The sequence below is a fragment of the Franzmannia qiaohouensis genome, from assembly GCF_031451695.1.
In the GTDB taxonomy this organism is placed as follows: domain Bacteria; phylum Pseudomonadota; class Gammaproteobacteria; order Pseudomonadales; family Halomonadaceae; genus Franzmannia; species Franzmannia qiaohouensis.
Genome location: NZ_JARWAM010000009.1, coordinates 1 through 17,777, shown reverse-complemented (window position 1 = coordinate 17,777; position 17,777 = coordinate 1). Strand labels below are relative to the sequence as shown.

At 63.2% G+C, this 17,777-nt stretch carries 13 protein-coding genes; 6 read left to right on the top strand and 7 right to left on the bottom strand.

Annotation, left to right across the window (positions count from 1 at the left end):
- Positions 1-33: 33 nt before the first annotated feature.
- From QC821_RS13305 to QC821_RS13280, 6 genes are all read right to left on the bottom strand, one after another.
- Positions 34-855: a peptidylprolyl isomerase gene (locus QC821_RS13305; RefSeq protein WP_309722292.1), complete on the bottom strand. Its 822-nt coding sequence runs from the start codon at positions 853-855 to the stop codon at positions 34-36.
- Between the two features lie 12 nt (positions 856-867).
- Positions 868-1,557: a respiratory nitrate reductase subunit gamma gene (narI, locus tag QC821_RS13300; RefSeq protein ID WP_309722289.1), complete on the bottom strand. Its 690-nt coding sequence runs from the start codon at positions 1,555-1,557 to the stop codon at positions 868-870.
- Between the two features lie 13 nt (positions 1,558-1,570).
- The gene (gene narJ / locus QC821_RS13295; RefSeq protein ID WP_309722286.1) at positions 1,571-2,350 is read right to left on the bottom strand and encodes a nitrate reductase molybdenum cofactor assembly chaperone; all 780 of its coding nucleotides are present in this window, start codon (positions 2,348-2,350) and stop codon (positions 1,571-1,573) included.
- On the bottom strand, positions 2,343-3,923 hold the full coding sequence (narH, locus tag QC821_RS13290) for a nitrate reductase subunit beta (RefSeq protein WP_309722283.1): 1,581 nt from the start codon (positions 3,921-3,923) through the stop codon (positions 2,343-2,345). Before narH ends, narJ begins: the two co-directional genes overlap by 8 nt.
- Positions 3,920-7,702 (bottom strand): nitrate reductase subunit alpha, encoded by a 3,783-nt coding sequence (locus QC821_RS13285; RefSeq protein WP_309722280.1) that lies wholly within the window; start codon positions 7,700-7,702, stop codon positions 3,920-3,922. The genes narH and QC821_RS13285 overlap by 4 nt, the downstream gene beginning before the upstream one ends.
- Positions 7,703-7,914: 212 nt before the next feature.
- Entirely contained in the window at positions 7,915-9,183 is a 1,269-nt protein-coding gene (locus tag QC821_RS13280) for an MFS transporter (protein WP_309722277.1), read from the bottom strand.
- Between the two features lie 133 nt (positions 9,184-9,316).
- On the opposite strand from QC821_RS13280, the gene QC821_RS13275 reads away from it, so the two are divergent.
- The 6 genes from QC821_RS13275 (at position 9,317) to QC821_RS13250 (ending at position 17,226) form a co-directional block, all read left to right on the top strand.
- On the top strand, positions 9,317-11,254 hold the full coding sequence (locus QC821_RS13275; RefSeq protein ID WP_309722273.1) for a type IV pili methyl-accepting chemotaxis transducer N-terminal domain-containing protein: 1,938 nt from the start codon (positions 9,317-9,319) through the stop codon (positions 11,252-11,254).
- A gap of 6 nt (positions 11,255-11,260) precedes the next feature.
- Positions 11,261-11,926 carry a two-component system response regulator NarL gene (narL, locus tag QC821_RS13270; protein WP_076746177.1) on the top strand — a complete coding sequence of 222 codons (666 nt, stop codon included), beginning with the start codon at positions 11,261-11,263 and terminating at the stop codon, positions 11,924-11,926.
- Positions 11,927-12,202: 276 nt separating this feature from the next.
- Positions 12,203-13,798 (top strand): MFS transporter, encoded by a 1,596-nt coding sequence (locus tag QC821_RS13265; RefSeq protein WP_309722267.1) that lies wholly within the window; start codon positions 12,203-12,205, stop codon positions 13,796-13,798.
- Positions 13,799-13,862: 64 nt separating this feature from the next.
- Positions 13,863-14,321, top strand: a complete 459-nt coding sequence (locus QC821_RS13260) for a universal stress protein (RefSeq protein ID WP_309722264.1) — start codon at positions 13,863-13,865, stop codon at positions 14,319-14,321.
- A gap of 58 nt (positions 14,322-14,379) precedes the next feature.
- Complete coding sequence (locus tag QC821_RS13255) at positions 14,380-15,885, top strand: MFS transporter (protein WP_076746174.1); 1,506 nt, start codon at positions 14,380-14,382, stop codon at positions 15,883-15,885.
- A 57-nt stretch (positions 15,886-15,942) separates the two neighbouring features.
- Positions 15,943-17,226 (top strand): MFS transporter, encoded by a 1,284-nt coding sequence (locus QC821_RS13250; RefSeq protein ID WP_309722259.1) that lies wholly within the window; start codon positions 15,943-15,945, stop codon positions 17,224-17,226.
- A gap of 90 nt (positions 17,227-17,316) precedes the next feature.
- Here the strand turns inward: QC821_RS13250 and QC821_RS13245 are convergent, their stop codons facing one another.
- Positions 17,317-17,634 (bottom strand): carboxymuconolactone decarboxylase family protein, encoded by a 318-nt coding sequence (locus QC821_RS13245; protein ID WP_083700635.1) that lies wholly within the window; start codon positions 17,632-17,634, stop codon positions 17,317-17,319.
- Between the last annotated feature and the right edge of the window lie 143 nt (positions 17,635-17,777).

Sequence of the window (17,777 nt, the reverse complement as noted above, 5' to 3'; positions counted from 1 at the left end):
CGCCGAGCAGCAGGGCCGAGCACGCCCCGGCTTTTACTGCATCAGGCTGCCGGCGGCATCATCATCCAGGGCAATGCCCTCGACGCCGATCTCCGACTCCAGTACCAGCAGGTAGTGGCGCAGGGCTCGGCGAGTGGACTGCTCGCGAAGGCTGTGTCGCACACGCTCGGCGACCTGCTCATAGGGCAGCGCGCGCCCCTCGACGCGCTCGTCGACGGCCACCAGGTGCCAGCCGTAGCGCGAGGCCAGGGGACGGTCGTGCAGGCCCTCGGGCAGGTGCTGCAGGGCGCGGTCCAGCTCGGCCACGGTCTGGCCCGGCGCCAGCCAGCCCAGTTCGCCGCCCTGCTCCCTGGAGGGGCAGGCGGAGTGGCGCATGGCGAACTCGGCAAAGCGCTCGGGGATCTCGGCCAGGCCCTTGAGCAGCTTTTCGCCCTGGCGATAGCCGGCATCCCGGGCCTCGGCGTCATCCGGCGCCGCCGGCAGCAGGACATGGCGCACTTTCACGAGGGTCGGCTCGCTGAAGCGCTCGGCATGGGCGACGTGGAAACGGCGACAGTCCTCCTCGGAGGGTGCCGGCACGTCCAGCTCCTGTTCCAGCAGAGCGGCAATCGCGGCATCGCCTTCGTCTAGCGCGTCGCCAGAATCGTCGCCGAGGCCCAGTGCCGCGGCACGCTGGCAAAGCAGCTCGCGAACCACCAGCGCCCGGGCCGCCTTGAGCTGAGCGGTACCCGCGGAGTCCGCCGGGTGATACTGCATCTCCTGGGCGATGGCGGATTCCTCGATGGTGGCGCCGCCGACCCGGATGGGAGGGGGGCTCGCGCCCCCCGGGATCTGCTCGATCTCGATCATCTGCATGGTGATGACTCCTTAGCCTTTTTTACGCACCAGCTGGTAACGACGCGTGATATAGCCGAGCGGGATGCTCCACACGTGCACCAGGCGTGAGAAGGGAAACAGCAGGATGATGGTCAGGCCGAGGAAGATATGGAGCTTGTAGATCCAGGAGACACCGTCCATGTACTGGGCAGCGCCGCCGCCGAAGAAGACGATGGCCTGGGCCCAGCTCGACAGGGTGATCATCATTTCGCCATCCATGTGTCCCAGCGAGAAGATGATGGTGATCATGCCCAGGAAGGCCTGGAAGACGATCAGCCCGAGGATCACCGTATCCATGGTGCTGGAGGAGGCCCGCACCCGCGGGTTGAAGATGCGACGATGCAGCAGCATCGCACCGCCCACCAGGCACATGGCGCCCGCAATGCCGCCCACCACGATGGCCAGCAGCTGCTTGGTGCCGGCGTGCAGGAAGGGCGAATAGACCCAGTGCGGCGTCAGCATGCCGAACAGGTGACCGAAGAAGATCACGATGATGCCGATATGGAAGAGGTTGCTGCCCAGGCGCATGTTCTTCGACGAGAGCATCTGGCTGGAGCCGGTCTTCCAGGTGAACTGACCGTGGTCATAGCGCAGCAGGCTGCCGACCAGGAAGACGGTGCCGACCAGATACGGGTAGTAGCCGTAGATCAGGTGGTCGAGATAGGTACCAATCGCAGACATGGTGATTCTCCTGTTAACGGCCCTTCACCGAAGGCATCGCCTCGGGTGAGAGAATGCGAACGGCCTCGCTCTGCACGCCTTGCTTGCGCTCGGCCAGGCGGCGGCCCTCGGCGGACTGAAGCGCGCAGTCCTGGTCAGACTCAGCGGAGAAACGCACCGCCTCCTCTTCCCAGACGGCATCCAGCGCCTCAGGGGTGTGGTCCGGCTCCTCTGCCTGAACCGCCTCGCGGTGGGCCTCGGCCTGGGCCTCGGCCCCGATCAGCGCCAGCAGCCCACGCGGCACCAGGGCATGATCGGCGCCGCGCTCCTCGAGACGCGCGGTGAGCAGGCCAAGGATATGGCGGATCTCGCCCAGCCAGCGGCCGATTTCTTCCTCGGAGCGAGTAGATAGGTACTCAAGGAACACCGGCAGATAGTCCGGCAGCTCGCGGGCATCGAGCTCGAAGCCCGCGGCGTTATACTCGTCCATCAGGTCGACCATCGCCTGGCCACGATCGCGTGACTCGCCGTGGACGTGCTCGAACAGCAGCAGCGAGGTCGCACGCCCCTTGTCGAACAACGCCACGTACTCGGACTGCAACTCCAGCAAGTCGCCGTCATGGATGCGTTGGCACCAGTCCATCAGGGCGGTGCGCAGGGGCGCCGCGAGGCGGCGCTCCTGGTCGATGATGTCGATGAGTTCGCCGGCCGCCGCCTGGAGTTCCTGGGTGGGGTAGTCGAGCAGTCGGGCCAGCACGCGCAGGCTGCGCATGCCGACGACAGGCTCGGCCATCTTCATCGCGGCCTCAGTCATGACGCACCTCCTCTGCTTGCTCTTCGCGCCGCCGCTCGTGCTGCGGATCATAGGATTCCACTGGCTTGACCAGAGTGGTGGTCTGGGGGCGGCCGTTGAACAGACTCGGCTTGCTCTCGCCGTGGCAACCGTCGCCAAAGCTGAAGCCACAGCCGCCACGCTCGGGGAAGGCCTCGGTCGCCATCTCGCGATGGCTGGTGGGGATCACGAAGCGATCCTCGTAGTTGGCGATGGCCAGGTAGCGATACATCTCTTCAACCTGGGCCTCAGAGAGCTCGACGTCATCGAGCACCTCGGTATTGGGCTTGCCGTCGACGTGCTTGCCGCGCATATATAGGCGCATGGCCATCAGCCGCTTGAGCGCCAGCACCACGGGGGCCTCCTCACCGGCGGTGAGCATGTTGGCCAGGTAGCGCACCGGAATGCGCAGCGACTCGATCTTGGGCATCACGCCGTCAAACTCGATCTTGCCCGCCTCGGCAGCAGACTGGATCGGCGAGAGCGGCGGCACGTACCAGACCATCGGCAGGGTGCGATATTCCGGATGCAGCGGCAGCGCCAGCCCCCACTCCATGGCCATCTTGTAGACCGGTGACGCCTGGGCGGCGGCGATGACGTTGTCCGGTACGCCGTCCGCCTTGGCCTGGGCGATCACCTCCGGGTCGTTGGGATCCAGGAAGATCTCGCACTGGCGATGGTAGAGGTCGCGCTCATCCGGGGAGCTGGCCACTTCTTCGATACGGTCGGCATCGTAGAGCAGCACCCCGAGGTAGCGGATGCGGCCCACGCAGGTCTCGGAGCAGATGGTCGGCTGCCCGGCCTCGATACGCGGATAGCAGAAGATGCATTTCTCCGACTTCCCGGTCTTCCAGTTGTAGTAGATCTTCTTGTAGGGGCAGCCGGAAATGCACATCCGCCAGCCGCGGCACTTGTCCTGGTCGATCAGGACGATGCCGTCCTCCTCGCGCTTGTAGATCGCGCCGGAGGGGCACGATGCCACGCAGGTGGGGTTGAGGCAGTGCTCGCACAGCCGTGGCAGATACATCATGAAGGTGTTCTCGAACTGGCCGTAGATATCGGCCTGCACCTTCTCGAAGTTCATGTCCTTGCGGCGCTTGGCAAACTCGGTACCGAGGATCTCCTCCCAGTTCGGCCCCCACTCGATCTTCTTCATGCGCTCACCGGAGATCAGCGAACGCGGACGCGCCACCGGCTGATGCTTGCCGATCTTGGCGGTGTGCAGGTGCTGGTAGTCGAAGGTGAACGGCTCATAGTAGTCGTCGATCTCCGGCAGGTCGGGGTTGGCGAAGATATTCGCCAGCACCCGCCACTTGCCACCGATGCGCGGCTCGATCTTGCCATCCTTGCGGCGCATCCAGCCGCCCTTCCACTTGTTCTGGTTCTCCCACTCCTTGGGATAGCCGATGCCGGGCTTGGTCTCGACGTTGTTGAACCAGGCGTACTCGACGCCTTCGCGGCTGGTCCAGACGTTCTTGCAGGTCACCGAGCAAGTGTGGCAACCGATGCATTTGTCGAGGTTAAGGACCATGCCTACCTGGGAACGAATCTTCATTTCACCGCCTCCTGCACGTAGTCATTGCCCTCTTCATCCAGCCAGTCGACGTTCTTCATCTTGCGAACCAGGACGAATTCATCGCGGTTGGAGCCGACGGTGCCGTAGTAGTTGAAGCTGTAGGAGAGCTGCGCGTAGCCGCCGATCATGTGGGTCGGCTTGGGGCATACCCGGGTCACGGAGTTGTGAATCCCCCCGCGAGTCCCGGTGATCTCCGAGCCGGGTACGTTCACGTTGCGTTCCTGGGCGTGGTACATCATCACCATGCCGTCCTTGACCCGCTGGCTGACCACCGCCCGCGCCGCGATGGCGCCGTTGGCGTTGTAGACCTCGATCCAGTCGTTGTCCTCGACCCCGATCGACGCCGCATCGGGTTCGGAGAGCCAGACCACCGGGCCGCCGCGGTTGAGGGTCAGCATCATCAGGTTGTCGCTGTAGGTGGAGTGAATCCCCCACTTCTGGTGCGGCGTGATGAAGTTCAGCGCCTTGCTCGGGTAACCGTTGTCTTCGGGCAGCTTGAAGCCCTTGGCCGCCTTGGTATCGATCGGCGGACGATAGACCAGCAGGCTCTCGCCGAAGGCACGCATCCAGGCGTGATCCTGATAGAACTGCTGGCGGCCGCTGACGGTGCGCCAGGGGATCATCTCGTGGACGTTGGTATAGCCCGCGTTGTAGGAGACGTGTTCGTCTTCGAGGCCGGACCAGGTCGGGCTGGAGATGATCTTACGCGGCTGGGCGACGATGTCGCGGAAGCGGATCTTCTCCTCCTGCTTGGGATGCGCGAGGTGGGTATGATCCCGCCCGGTGATCTTGGAGAGCGCCCCCCAGGCTTTCACCGCCACCTGGCCGTTGGTTTCCGGCGCCAGGGTCAGGATCATCTCGGCGGCATCGACAGCGCTCTCGATCTGCGGGCGTCCCTTGTGCGGGCCGTCCTGCTTGCGGTGGTTGAGATTGCCCAGCAGCGCGACCTCGCTCTCGGTATTCCAGGCGATGCCCTTGCCGCCGTTGCCGATGCTCTCCAGCAGCGGACCCACGGAGGTGAAGCGCTCATAGGTCTCGGGGTAGTTGCGCTTGACCTCGATCAGCGCCGGCATGGTCTTGCCGGGGATCGGCTCGCACTCGCCCTTCTTCCAGTCCAGCACGTCAGGCTGGGCCAGCTCAGCCGGGGAATCATGCTGATGCGGCAGGGTGACCAGGTCGGTCTCCTCACCCAGGTGCCCCACGCACGCCTTGGAGAACGCCTTGGCGATGCCTTTGTAGATCTCCCAGTCGCTGCGCGACTCCCACGCCGGGTCAGTGGCCGCGGTCAGCGGGTGGATGAAGGGGTGCATATCCGAGGTGTTGAGGTCGTCCTTCTCGTACCAGGTGGCCGTCGGCAGCACGATGTCCGAGTAGAGGCAGGTGGTGGACATGCGGAAGTCCAGCGTCACCAGCAGGTCGAGCTTGCCTTCCGGCGCCTCGTCATGCCACTTGACCTCTTGCGGCTTGTGGCCGCCGAAATCGCCCAGGTCCTTGCCCTGGATGCCGTGGCGGGTGCCCAGCAGATACTTGAGCATGTACTCGTGACCCTTGCCAGAACTGCCCAGCAGGTTGGAGCGCCAGATGAACATGTTGCGCGGGAAGTTCTCCGGGGCATCCGGGTCTTCCGAGGCAAAGCGCAGCTCTCCACTCTTGAGCTGCTGAACGGCATAGTCCTGGGTGGACAGTCCGGCAGCCTCGGCCTTCTTCGCCAGGCTCAGCGGGTTGGTGCCCAACTGCGGGGCGGAGGGCAGCCAGCCCATGCGCTCGGAGCGCACGTTGAAGTCGATCAGGCTGCCCGGATAGTCCTCGGCCTTGGCCAGCGGGGAGAGGATCTCCTTGATCTCGAGCTTCTCGTAGCGCCACTGGGAGGAGTGGTTGTAGAAGAAGGAGGTGGAGTTCATGTGGCGCGGCGGGCGCTGCCAGTCGAGGCCGAAGGCCAGCGGGGTCCAGCCGGTCTGCGGGCGCAGTTTCTCCTGCCCCACGTAGTGCGCCCAGCCGCCGCCGCTCTGGCCGATGCAACCGCACATGACCAGCATGTTGATCAGGCCGCGGTAGTTCATGTCCATGTGGTACCAGTGATTCATGCCGGCACCCACGATGATCATGGAGCGGCCCCGAGTCTTGTCGGCATTGTCGGCGAACTCACGGGCAATGCGGGTGGCCTGCTCGGCGGATACGCCGGTGATCTTCTCCTGCCAGGCCGGGGTGTAGGGACGAACCTGGTCGTAGGACGTCGCACCGTCATCGTCGCCGGGACCGGTGAAGCCACGGTCGATGCCGTAGTTGGCGCACATCAGGTCGAACACGGTGACCGCCAGCATCTCGCTGCCGTCGGCCTTCTTCATCCGCTTGACGGGCAGGTTGTGGAACAGCAGGTCATCGACGGCTCCCACGCCTTCGCCTTTGACATGCTCGAAGTGCTCGTGCTCGATACCACCGAAGTAGGGAAAGGCCACCCGGGCCACGTCGTCATGGCGATCGGCTAGGCTCAGCAGTGGCTTGATCTCGGTGCCCTCGGCGTCCAGCGGCTCGAGGTTCCACTTGCCTACCTCAGCACCGGTCTCACCCCAGCGGAAGCCGATGGACCCCCGGGGCACCACCAACTGGTCGCGGGTCTCGTCCCAGGCCACGGTCTTCCACTCCGGGTTGTTCGCCTGGCCCAGGCTGGCGTCGAAATCGCTAGCGCGCAGCTGCCTGCCGGGGGCATAGCTGCCGTCCTCGCGGGCCTCAAGCTCCACCAGGCAGGGCATGTCGGTGTACTGGCGCACGTACTCGGTGAAGTACGTGCTGGGCTTGTCGAGGTGGAACTCCTTGAGGATGACGTGACCCATGGCCATGGCCAGGGCAGCATCGGTGCCCTGTTTGGCGGAGAGCCACTCGTCGGTGAGCTTGGAGACCTCGGCATAGTCCGGGGTGATCGAGACGGTCTTGGTGCCCTTGTAGCGCACCTCGGTGAAGAAGTGGGCGTCCGGGGTACGGGTCTGGGGCACGTTGGAGCCCCAAGCGATGATGTAGCCGGAGTTGTACCAGTCGGCGGACTCAGGCACGTCGGTCTGTTCGCCCCAGGTCATCGGCGAGGCCGGCGGCAGGTCGCAGTACCAGTCATAGAAGCTCATGCAGACGCCGCCGATCAGCGACAGGTAGCGGCTGCCCGCAGCGTAGCTGACCATCGACATGGCGGGGATCGGCGAGAAGCCGATGATGCGATCCGGGCCATACTGCTTGGCAGTGTAGACGTTGGAGGCGGCGACCAGCTCGTTGAGCTCATCCCAGTTGGCCCGCACGAAGCCGCCCATGCCGCGGGCGCGCTTGTACTGCTTGGTCTTGGCCGGGTCCTCGACGATCGAGGCCCAGGCGTCGACCGGATCCTTCTTCTCCTCGAGGGCGTCGCGCCACAGCTTGAGCAGCGGCTTTCTGATCAACGGGTACTTGAGGCGATTGGCGCTGTAGAGGTACCAGGAGTAGCTGGCACCCCGCGGGCAGCCGCGCGGCTCATGATTGGGCAGGTCAGGGCGGGTGCGCGGGTAGTCGGTCTGCTGGGTCTCCCAGGTGACCAGGCCGTTCTTGACGTAGATCTTCCAGCTGCAGGAGCCGGTGCAGTTCACACCGTGGGTGGAGCGCACGACCTTGTCATGCTGCCAGCGCTGACGATAGCTGTGTTCCCAGCCGCGCGACTCCTCGCGAGTCTCGCCATGCTCGTTGGCGAAGGGCTCGCGCGCCTTGCGGAAGAAATTCAGCCGATCAATGAAGTGACTCATGGTCGATCTCCAGGCTTCTTGGAAAGTAGGGCGTGACCGTCCCGGGTCACCCGGCCTGCCGTCTTGTCGAGTGCGATGGACTTAACGTCAGGCAGGAATCTTGGAGGCATTCTGGGCGATCAGAGGGTGGAATACTGCCTGGTTACCTCCATATACCGCCCCCCTACCCCCAAGGTGATAGGCCCGCCGAACCAGGGGGATATACCCCTCGTTCAGGCCGCACCGGATTGCCCGCTGGCGTGGTCCCAGATCATTACCAGCATGCACACCACAAGCGAGGCATAGAGGAACATGAAGCCCGCCGTGCGGATGCCGATCCACTCGTTGCCGAGTACGAACATCAGCGGAAGCAGGGCAGCGAACAGTCCACCCAGGGTCAGCGCCAACCCGCCCACTAGCGGCATCTCGTTTGCGTGATCGCGGTGCAGCAGACGCATCAGGCTGCCCTTGCCGACCCCCATCGCCGCGCCCATCAGAGATAGCAGTAACAGCAAGCCCCAGAGAGGCGCCTCATAGCGCACTGCGACCACGCCGTGGACGCCCTGCACCTGCATGGTGAAGGGGGGGTAGGAGAGCAGGAACAGACAGACTAATGTGAAGGCGCTGACCCACCATCGCAGGGCGCGGAAATCACGGCGGTCTGCCCAGGCACCACCGACTACCTGACCGATGCCCACCGCCACCGTGAAGGGCAAGGCAGCCAGGGCAGCCTCTTTGAGGGGAAGTTGAAACTGGGCGCTGAAGTAGGCAGGTAGCCATAGCGCCAACGCCACGAAGGCGCCGAAGAAGAAGCTGTAGACCAGCGCCAGGCGCCATAGCGCCCAGCAAGTCAGGCGGCGCAGCAGCGCCTGGCCAGACGGCGACATTTCCTCCGTCAGGTTCGGCGCAGCGTCGCGGTCGTCGGCAAACAGCCACAGCAGGGCGGCCACCAGCAGCACCGGCAGCAGGTAGATCAGCGGTGCGACTCTCCAGCCATAGGCCTGGCTGACCAGCGGCAGCAGCAAATAGCTGAGCCCGGCGCCAAGCATGCCGGCGCCATACAGCCCCAGCGCCAGGCCGGTGTGGCGTCTTGGGCACAGCCCTGCCACGTAAACCAGCCCCGCTGCGAGAGAGCCGGCCCCCAGGCCAAGGCCGGCACCCGCCAGCAGAAGGTGGTGGTAGTCGCGGGAGTGGGAGAGCCCCCACAGAAAGGGGCAGATTATCAACAGGCAGGCAATCATTACCCGCCGGCCGCCGAACCTCTGCGCCAGCAGGGCCGTAGGTAACGACGCCAGCGCGCCAATCAACATGGGCGCGGCTAATAGCAGGGCAAAGTGCCCCTCACCGAAGCCGAGCAGCGCCTTGAGCTCTACCCCAAGCACCGCAAAGATGGTCCAACTGGCGAACACCAGTGCAAAGGCCAGGGGCGAGAGCAGCACGACAACCAGGCGCCGATAGCCGCCGGTCGGGTCCTGGTCGAGTTGCTGAGCAGCTGTCATCATGGGGTCAGGAATCGGTGTGGGCCTCGCGAAAGTCTCGGGAGCGCGCCCCCCGAGGTCAAAGGAGCATAAGAGGTATGCGCTTTACCCCAATGGGGTAGTAGACTGGGCCCAGGCCCAACTATCATGAGGCGCAATGAAACTCCTGCGACACTCCCTGGTGGCCCGGATCATCGCCTCGCTACTGGCCATCAGCGCCATGGCGCTGATCAGCATCGTGGTCACCATGATCGTGGCTGCCCACAGCCGCGGTGACGCCGCTGCCATCAACATGGCCGGCTCGCTGCGCATGAACACCTACCAGATCGTCAGCGCCCTGCAGCGCTACGAGCAGCAGCCCGGCGCTGGGGAACGCGGCAGGGTGAGCGAACTGGCCGAGCGCTTCGAGCAGCGCCTGGTCAGCGCCGAACTCACCGGCGCCATGCCCCAGGCTCAGGACCATTCGCTGCAGCGCCAGCACCGTTTGATCCAAGCACGCTGGGAACAGGATCTTGCCCCTCAGGTAGCCCAGGCCACCGACGGGAGAGGCGTGGATTCCGACGCCCTGCGCGAGACCCTTGATGACCTGGTCGCCGAAATCGACGTCATGGTCACTCTGCTGGAGCAGAACAGCGAATCCAAGATTCAGCTGCTCAGCGTCCTGCAGATCATCTTCCTGGCGCTGATCGCCGTGGTGGTGGTGATCTCTCTCTACGATATCCGCCACAACCTGGTGATGCCGCTCCGCCACCTGGTGGTGCTGGCTCGGGAAGCCGCTCACCGCAATTTCGGTCACCGCACGAAACTCTCCGGTAACGACGAGCTGGCCCTGCTGGGACGCACCTTCGACACCATGGCCGAGGAGCTCGGTACCAGCTATGCCGAGCTCGAGGAGCGGGTATCGCGCAAGCAGGCCGAGTTGGAGCGCAGCAACCGCGCCATGCAGGTGATGCACGACGGCAGCCGCGCCCTCTACGGTGGTGGCAATGACCTCTGTGCCAGTGCTGCGCCCATGCTGCGGCGCTTGGAGCAGCTGCTGGAGATCGGCCCCATCCGCCTGTCCCTCAACGATCCCTACGACGACCGCCAGATCCCGATACTCGCCACCCACTCGGCACGCCGCCCCGAGTACTGTCGCGACTATGACTGTCATGCCTGCCTGATCGACCCCCAGCCCCTCTCCCTCCAGCAGACCGAGGCTGGCGAATGCCTGTTGCTGCCGGTCAGCGTGGGGGACTTGATGCTCGGCACCTTGGAGGTGTGGTACCCGAAGGACATCGCGCTGCCCGACAACGTCAGGCGTCTACTCAACGCCTTAGCCGACCAGCTGGCCACTGCGGTATATCTGCAGCGGCGTATCGAGGAGCAGCAACAGGTCACCCTGATGAACGAGCGCACTATCATCGCTCGGGAACTCCACGACTCCCTGGCCCAGTCGCTCTCATACCTGAAGATGCAAGTCGCAAGACTAGAGCGCATGCAGGCCAAGGGCGTGCCCCAAGCGACCCAGGGGGAAGTATTTGGTGAACTTCGTACCGGGCTGGACAGCGCCTATCGCCAGCTGCGCGAGCTGCTCACCACCTTCCGTCTAAAGCTCGAGGGCCCAGGTCTAAACGGTGCGCTTCGCCAGACGGTTGCAGAATTCAGCGAGCGGCTGGAAAGCCCCATTGCACTGGACGTCGACCTGCCGCCACACCTGCTCAATCCCAATGAAGAGATCCACGTACTGCAGATCGTGCGTGAGTCGTTGGCCAACGTGGTCAAGCACGCCAACGCCCACAGTGCGGCCGTATCCGTTGCCTTCCGGACCGCCCAGCTACATGTGGTCATCGAGGACGACGGCGTAGGCCTCGAGGACGACAGCTCGCCGCCCATGCACTACGGGCTGGTGATCATGCGCGACCGGGCCGAGACCCTCGGAGGCCAGTTGACCCTGTGCAACCGCCCCGAAGGCGGCACACGCGTTACGCTGATCTTCACTCCGCAGACAGCAAGACTCATAAGCCAGCACGCCGTGGAAACGCCGTCCCCCACCACGACGCTCGACCCACAGGTCGACACCCCCACCACCGATGACCATGGGAACAGGGAATAAACCAGGATGACAGCCAAGACCCCCAACACCCCCGCCAGCATCCTGATCATCGACGACCATCCGCTGCTGCGCCGCGGCGTCTCCCAGCTGCTCGAGCTGGAGGATGACATGACGTTGAGCGGAGAGGCCGGCGAGCCCGAAGCAGGCATCCGCCTGGCGTTGGAGCTCGATCCCGATATGGTGCTGCTCGACCTCAACATGCCCGGCATGAACGGCATCGAGACACTCAAGCAGCTCCGCGAGAGGGGCTTCGCCGGCAGGGTCGTGATGTTCACCGTCTCCGACCAGGAGGAGGACGTGGTAGATGCCCTGCAGGCAGGCGCCGACGGCTACCTGCTAAAGGACATGGACCCCGAGGAGATGATTCGCCAGCTACGCCAGGCCTCGCTGGGGCGCATGGTCATCAGCGAGAGCCTCACCGCCCTGCTCGCCGAGGCGCTGCGCAGCCAGCGCAACCAGCCCGCCGCCCCGGATATACACAGCCTGACCCAGCGCGAGCGCGAAATACTGCGCGAGCTGGCTGGCGGCCTTTCCAACAAGATGATCGCCCGTAAGCTGGATATCACCGAAGGCACGGTAAAGGTCCACGTCAAGCATCTACTCAAGAAGCTCAACCTGCGCTCTCGCGTGGAAGCAGCCGTGTGGGCGGTACAGGAAGGCATCGACCGCTAGCCGCCGACGGTTCTGTGTGGATACCTCCAAATATTCCCCGGGCGCCGCCGCGCCCCACCCGGCTAATGACATCACAATGAAACTTCTTTAAATACAGAAACCTGGCAATTAACCCCTGCTACCTCCCTGGAGGTATCCCGCCCTAATCTGGCGCTTTTCGCCACGTTTCGCCCCCCCGTACACAGGCGTATCTTTCCCCCAAAGCTCCATGCCTTGATACCAGTCAACCGGTATCTGGCACTGCGATCGCTGCGCTGTACATCAAGGGGGTACGCCATGACCAGTAAGAATGCCGACATCGAACACTGGGATGTCGAGAACCAGGAGTTCTGGGAAAGGGAGGGCAAACGGGTCGCCAACCGCAACCTGTGGATCTCCATTCCCAGCCTGCTGATGGGGTTCGCTGTCTGGATGATGTGGGGCATGATCACCACCCAGATGCAAAATCTTGGCTTTCCCTTCACCACCGACCAGTTGTTCACTCTGACCGCTACTGCCGGCCTCGCCGGTGCCACTCTGCGCATTCCGGCCTCGTTCATGATCCGTATCGCCGGTGGGCGCAACACGATCTTCCTGACCACCGCACTATTGATGATCCCCGCCCTGGGAACCGGCATCGCCTTGATGAACCCAGAAACGCCCTTCTGGATATTCCAGGCAATGGCCCTGCTCTCCGGAATCGGTGGCGGCAACTTCGCCTGTTCGATGAGCAACATCTCAAGCTTCTATCCGAAGAGCCAGCAGGGCTACGCCCTTGGCATGAATGCAGGCCTCGGCAATTTCGGGGTCACTACCATGCAGATTCTAGTACCGCTGGTGATGACAGTGGGCCTCTTCGGCGCTATTGCCGGCGCCCCCCTGGCGCTTGAGAGTTCAAGCGGCACCCTGATCGGTCGCATAGAAGCAGGCACCGATACCTGGATCCAGAATGCCGGATTCGTATGGCTACTGTTCCTGATTCCACTGGCATTCGCTGGCTGGTTCGGCATGAATAATCTGCGCCCCATTACTCCAAACCCGGGCACTCCCTTGCAGGCTTTTGGAAAGATCCTCGGCCTCTATAGCGTCGGAATACTGGCCACCGTGCTTGGTCTAATGGCACTTGAATGGCTCAACATGTGGCTTGCGCTTCCGCTAACCGTTGTGCTGACACTCGTCATGCTGCGACTCTTGCCCGGCGAGGATATCAAGCCAAATATTCAGAAGCAGTTCGCCATCTTCAGGGACAAGCATACCTGGTCGATGACCCTGCTCTATATCCTAACCTTCGGATCCTTCATCGGCTTCTCAGCGGCGCTACCGCTCTCTATCACTATCATCTTCGGCAGCATGGTCGAGGTTGCCGCAGATGGCAGTGTGACTCGCGTCGCCAACCCCGATGCCCCCAGCGCGCTGACCTGGTCCTGGATCGGCCCCTTTATTGGCGCCCTGGTTCGCCCCATCGGCGGCTGGGTCTCGGACAAGCTGGGCGGCTCATTTGTCACACAGGTCATCACCATCGTCATGGTCGTCGCCGCTATCGCAGCCGGTTACGTGATGATGCTGGCCTATAACGCCGCCGACCCCAACCCGTATTTCTGGATATTCATGCTGCTGTTCATCGTCCTGTTTACCGCCAGCGGTATCGGCAATGGCTCCACCTTCCGCAGCATCGGCTTCATCTTCGATGCCCAGAAAAAGGGACCGGTGCTGGGCTGGACGGCTGCAGTAGCGGGCTACGGCTCCTTTATCGCGCCGGTGATGATCGGCAACCAGATTCGGGCGGGATCCCCCGAGGTTGCCATGTACGGATTCGCAGCCTTCTATGCGATTTGCCTGGTGATCAACTGGTGGTTCTACCTGCGCAAGAACGCCTACGTGAAGAACCCATGACAATTCCTGCATTCGGCAAGGCGGCCGCCTAGGTCGCCTCCCCCCTACACACGCAAGGTGCACCATGAAGATCATGCTCGCCTATGACGGCTCGCGTAACGCCAAGCTCGCCTTGGCCCAGGCCGTGGAGATGTTCCGCTGCAATGTCCCGACGCTGATGCTTGTTGCCGTTGCCGAGAACCCCCGGCACTCCACCGACGCCAATGAGGATCTCTTCCAGGAGGAGGTCGAGGAATTGCACGCAGCCTTGGCAGAAGCGAAGACATTCGCCGAGAGCGAGGGCTTCGCCGTGCAGACCCACATGGCGGAGGGTGACGCCCGCAAGCAGCTGCTTCATGCGACTCGCAGGCTCCAGCCCGACCTGCTGGTGATAGCTCGCCACAGCCAGAAGCCCGACGGGGGCATTATCGCGCAATCGCTGAGCTACTTCGTCGATGAGCTCGACTACATGACCTTCGGCAGCGTCAGCTCTTTCCTGGCCAGACGCGTCGAGGTCCCGCTGCTGATCTTCCCGAGCCCATGAGACGGACGCATCGATTAGCCACCGTCATCACGTCCTTCTTTAATAGGATGATTTCACCATGAAAGTCGCCGACCTGTTCAAGGTACGTTCCCCGGAGATCAAGGCCCTGCACCTGACCTGGATCGCCTTCTTCATCACCTTTTACGTCTGGTTCAACATGGCGCCGCTGGCCACCAGCATGCTGCGCGACATTGACTGGCTGACCCAGGACCATATCCGCCTCTTCGCCATCGCCAACGTGGCCCTGACCATTCCGGCACGGATCATCGTCGGCATGGCTCTTGACCGCTTCGGGCCCCGTCGAGTCTTCTCCATCCTGATGGTGACGATGGCGGTGCCCGCCCTGGCCTTCGCATTCGGCAATACCATGACCCAGCTGCTGGTCGCGCGCCTGGTACTGAGCTCTATCGGCGCCAGCTTCGTGGTCGGTATCCACATGACCGCGCTGTGGTTCAAGCCCAAGCATATCGGTTTCGCCGAGGGCTTCTACGCCGGCTGGGGCAACTTCGGCTCTGCCGCCGCTGCCATGACCCTGCCCACCATCGCCCTCGTCTGGTACGGCGGCGACGAGGGCTGGCGCTGGGCGATCGCGCAAAGCGCCTTGGTGATGGCTGCCTACGGCATCTATTACTGGTTCGCCATCAGCGATGGTCCAGATGCCACTTCACACCGCAAGACCCGCAAGGCGCTGGCCATGGAGGTGAGCACCTGGGCCGACATGATCAAGCTGATCCTGTGGACCATCCCACTGGTGGGCTGCTTGGCCATCCTGGTATGGCGTATCCAGGACATGGGCTTCATGTCCACCACCACCGCCGTCTTCGCCTACCTGGCCATCCTCGCCGTGGTCGTCTACCAGGTGGTACAGATCATCCGCGTCAACGTGCCGATCCTGAAGAAGGGGGTACCGGATGACGACAAGTACCACTTCAATAGCGTGGCGGCACTAAACACCACCTACTTCGCCAACTTCGGCGCCGAACTCGCGGTGATCTCCATGCTGCCGATGTTCTTCGAGCAGACCTGGGGACTGTCCGCCGCCGCCGCAGGCCTGATCGCAGCCTCGTTTGCCTTCGTCAACCTGGTGGCGCGTCCGATGGGAGGGGCCGTTTCGGACCGCATGGGCAATCGCCGCTTCGTGATGCTCAGCTACATGTTCGGCATCGGCATCGGTTTCACCCTGATGGCGATGATGAATGCTAGCTGGCCACTGATCGTGGCGATCGCTATCACCATCTTCACCTCCTTTTTCGTGCAAGGCTCCGAGGGAGCCACCTTCGGCATCATCCCATCGATCAAACGCCGTATCACCGGCCAGATTTCCGGCATGGCCGGGGCCTACGGCAACGTGGGGGCGGTGGTCTATCTGACCATCTTCACCTTCGTCACCCCGACCCAGTTCTTCTATATCTTGGCGACGGGCGCCTTCTTCAGCTGGCTGGTCTGCTTCATCTGGCTCAAGGAGCCAGAGAACGCCTTCGCCGAGGAGTACCACATTTCTTCCGTGGACCGGATGATCGCCGAGCAGGAGCAGCTCAAGGCCGAAGGCAGAGCCTCACCGTAACACCTCGCCCCGATGGCCGGCTCTGGCCGGTCACCGGCATCGCTAGCAGGGGGCAGCATGGCAACTGTACGCTTCAAGCAATACTCGGTTCTCACCGCCAATACCTTCGCCTTCACCATGTGCTTCATGGTGTGGACCATGTTCGGCGAGATCGGCGTACCTATCGCCGAAGAGCTCGACCTCAACGGCACCCAGTTCGGGCTGCTGACATCGGTGCCCATCCTGACTGGCGCACTGATGCGCCTGCCTCTGGGAGCCTTGACTGACCGTATCGGCGGACGGCCGGTATTCATGGCACTGATGCTGGCTACGGTACCGGCCATCTGGGCGGTGCAGTTCGCGACCCAGTTCTGGCAGCTGATCCTGCTTGGCGCCGTGGTCGGGTTGGCCGGCAGTGGCTTCTCGGTTGGCATCACCTACACCGCCAAGTGGTTTGATCGCGACCGCCAGGGGCTCGCCATGGGGATCTTCGGCGCTGGCAACGCCGGGGCCGCCGTGACCAAGTACATTGCCCCGACGGTGATCATCTTGCTCGGCTGGCAGGCAGTGCCCAATATCTATGCGGCGATCATGCTCATTACCGCCGTCCTCTTCTGGTTCTTCACCTTTTCCGATCCGGCGCACCGCAACCCCGACCGCCCCTCGCTGAGCGAGCAGGTTGCCGTGCTGCGCGACCCCAAGGTATGGAAGTACTGCCAGTACTACTCGGTGGTGTTCGGTGGCTATGTGGGCGTGTCGCTGTGGCTGACCCGTTACTACATGAACGAGTACGGCATGGGCATCCAGCTGGCGGCGCTGATCGCCACCATCTTCGTGCTGCCGTCCGGGGTGGTACGTGCCTTCGGCGGCTGGCTCTCGGACCGCTTCGGCGCCCACACCGTGACCTGGGCCTGTATGTGGGCCAGCCTGATCGCACTGTTCATCATGTCCTACCCGGAGACCCAGTACGCGGTGCAGGCCGCTGGTGGCGAGGGCACCATCGAGTTCGGCTTTGGCATTCCGATCTGGCTGTTCACGCTGGCGCTGTTCGTGGTGGGCATCGCCTGGGGCATCGGCAAAGCCTCGGTGTTCAAGTACCTGTCTGACGAGTTCGACCGTAATCTTGGCCTGGTCTCCGGCATTGTCGGCCTGGCGGGCGGTGTCGGTGGCTTCCTTCTACCGATCATGTTCGGCGCACTGGTCGACTACACCGGCGTCGCCACATCGGTGTGGATGCTCTGCTTCGGCGTGACCCTGGTATCGATCATCTGGATGTGGTGGACCGAGCGACGCATGCCGATCTTTACTCGCGACGCGTATCACCAACCCACGGTGGTCAATTCCAATATCCGGGAAGTCTGAGCTGAGCCATAACGCCCAGGGCAACACCGGGGGGGCTCATCTCACACGTAAGGGGATGCAAGCCGGCAGCGCACTGCCGGCGGTGGGAAATCAGCCCTCGGTGAGGTCTTCTATCCAGGTCAGTGATGCCACGCCTGCGGGCAGCCCCAGGGTCGGAATGGCCAGCATGGCCACCTGCTTCAGCGCCTCGGGGGACTCGCCTTCCTCCAGGCCGCGGCGGGCATGGGAGTGCACCGCCCCCTCGGAGCGCGCACCCACGGCGAGTGCCAGCTTGACCAGCCGGCGCGTTCGCTCATCCAAGGGGCCGGCCTCGGCGCATGCTTTACCCAACTCCGCGTAGGCGCTCCACACCTCGGGGTATTGCTCGGCGACCTTGCCCGCGCCGGAGGGAAGTTGCTCTTGGCTCATCGAATCGCTCCTTGTGTGATGGGGTGTCCGGCAGTATAGCCGCAAGAATATGGGGTATCCGGATTAAATGGTTGATATGCGAGATTGGAAGATAAGCGACAAGTGAAACTCACAACGGATTAACTGATTGATGGCTGCTCAGT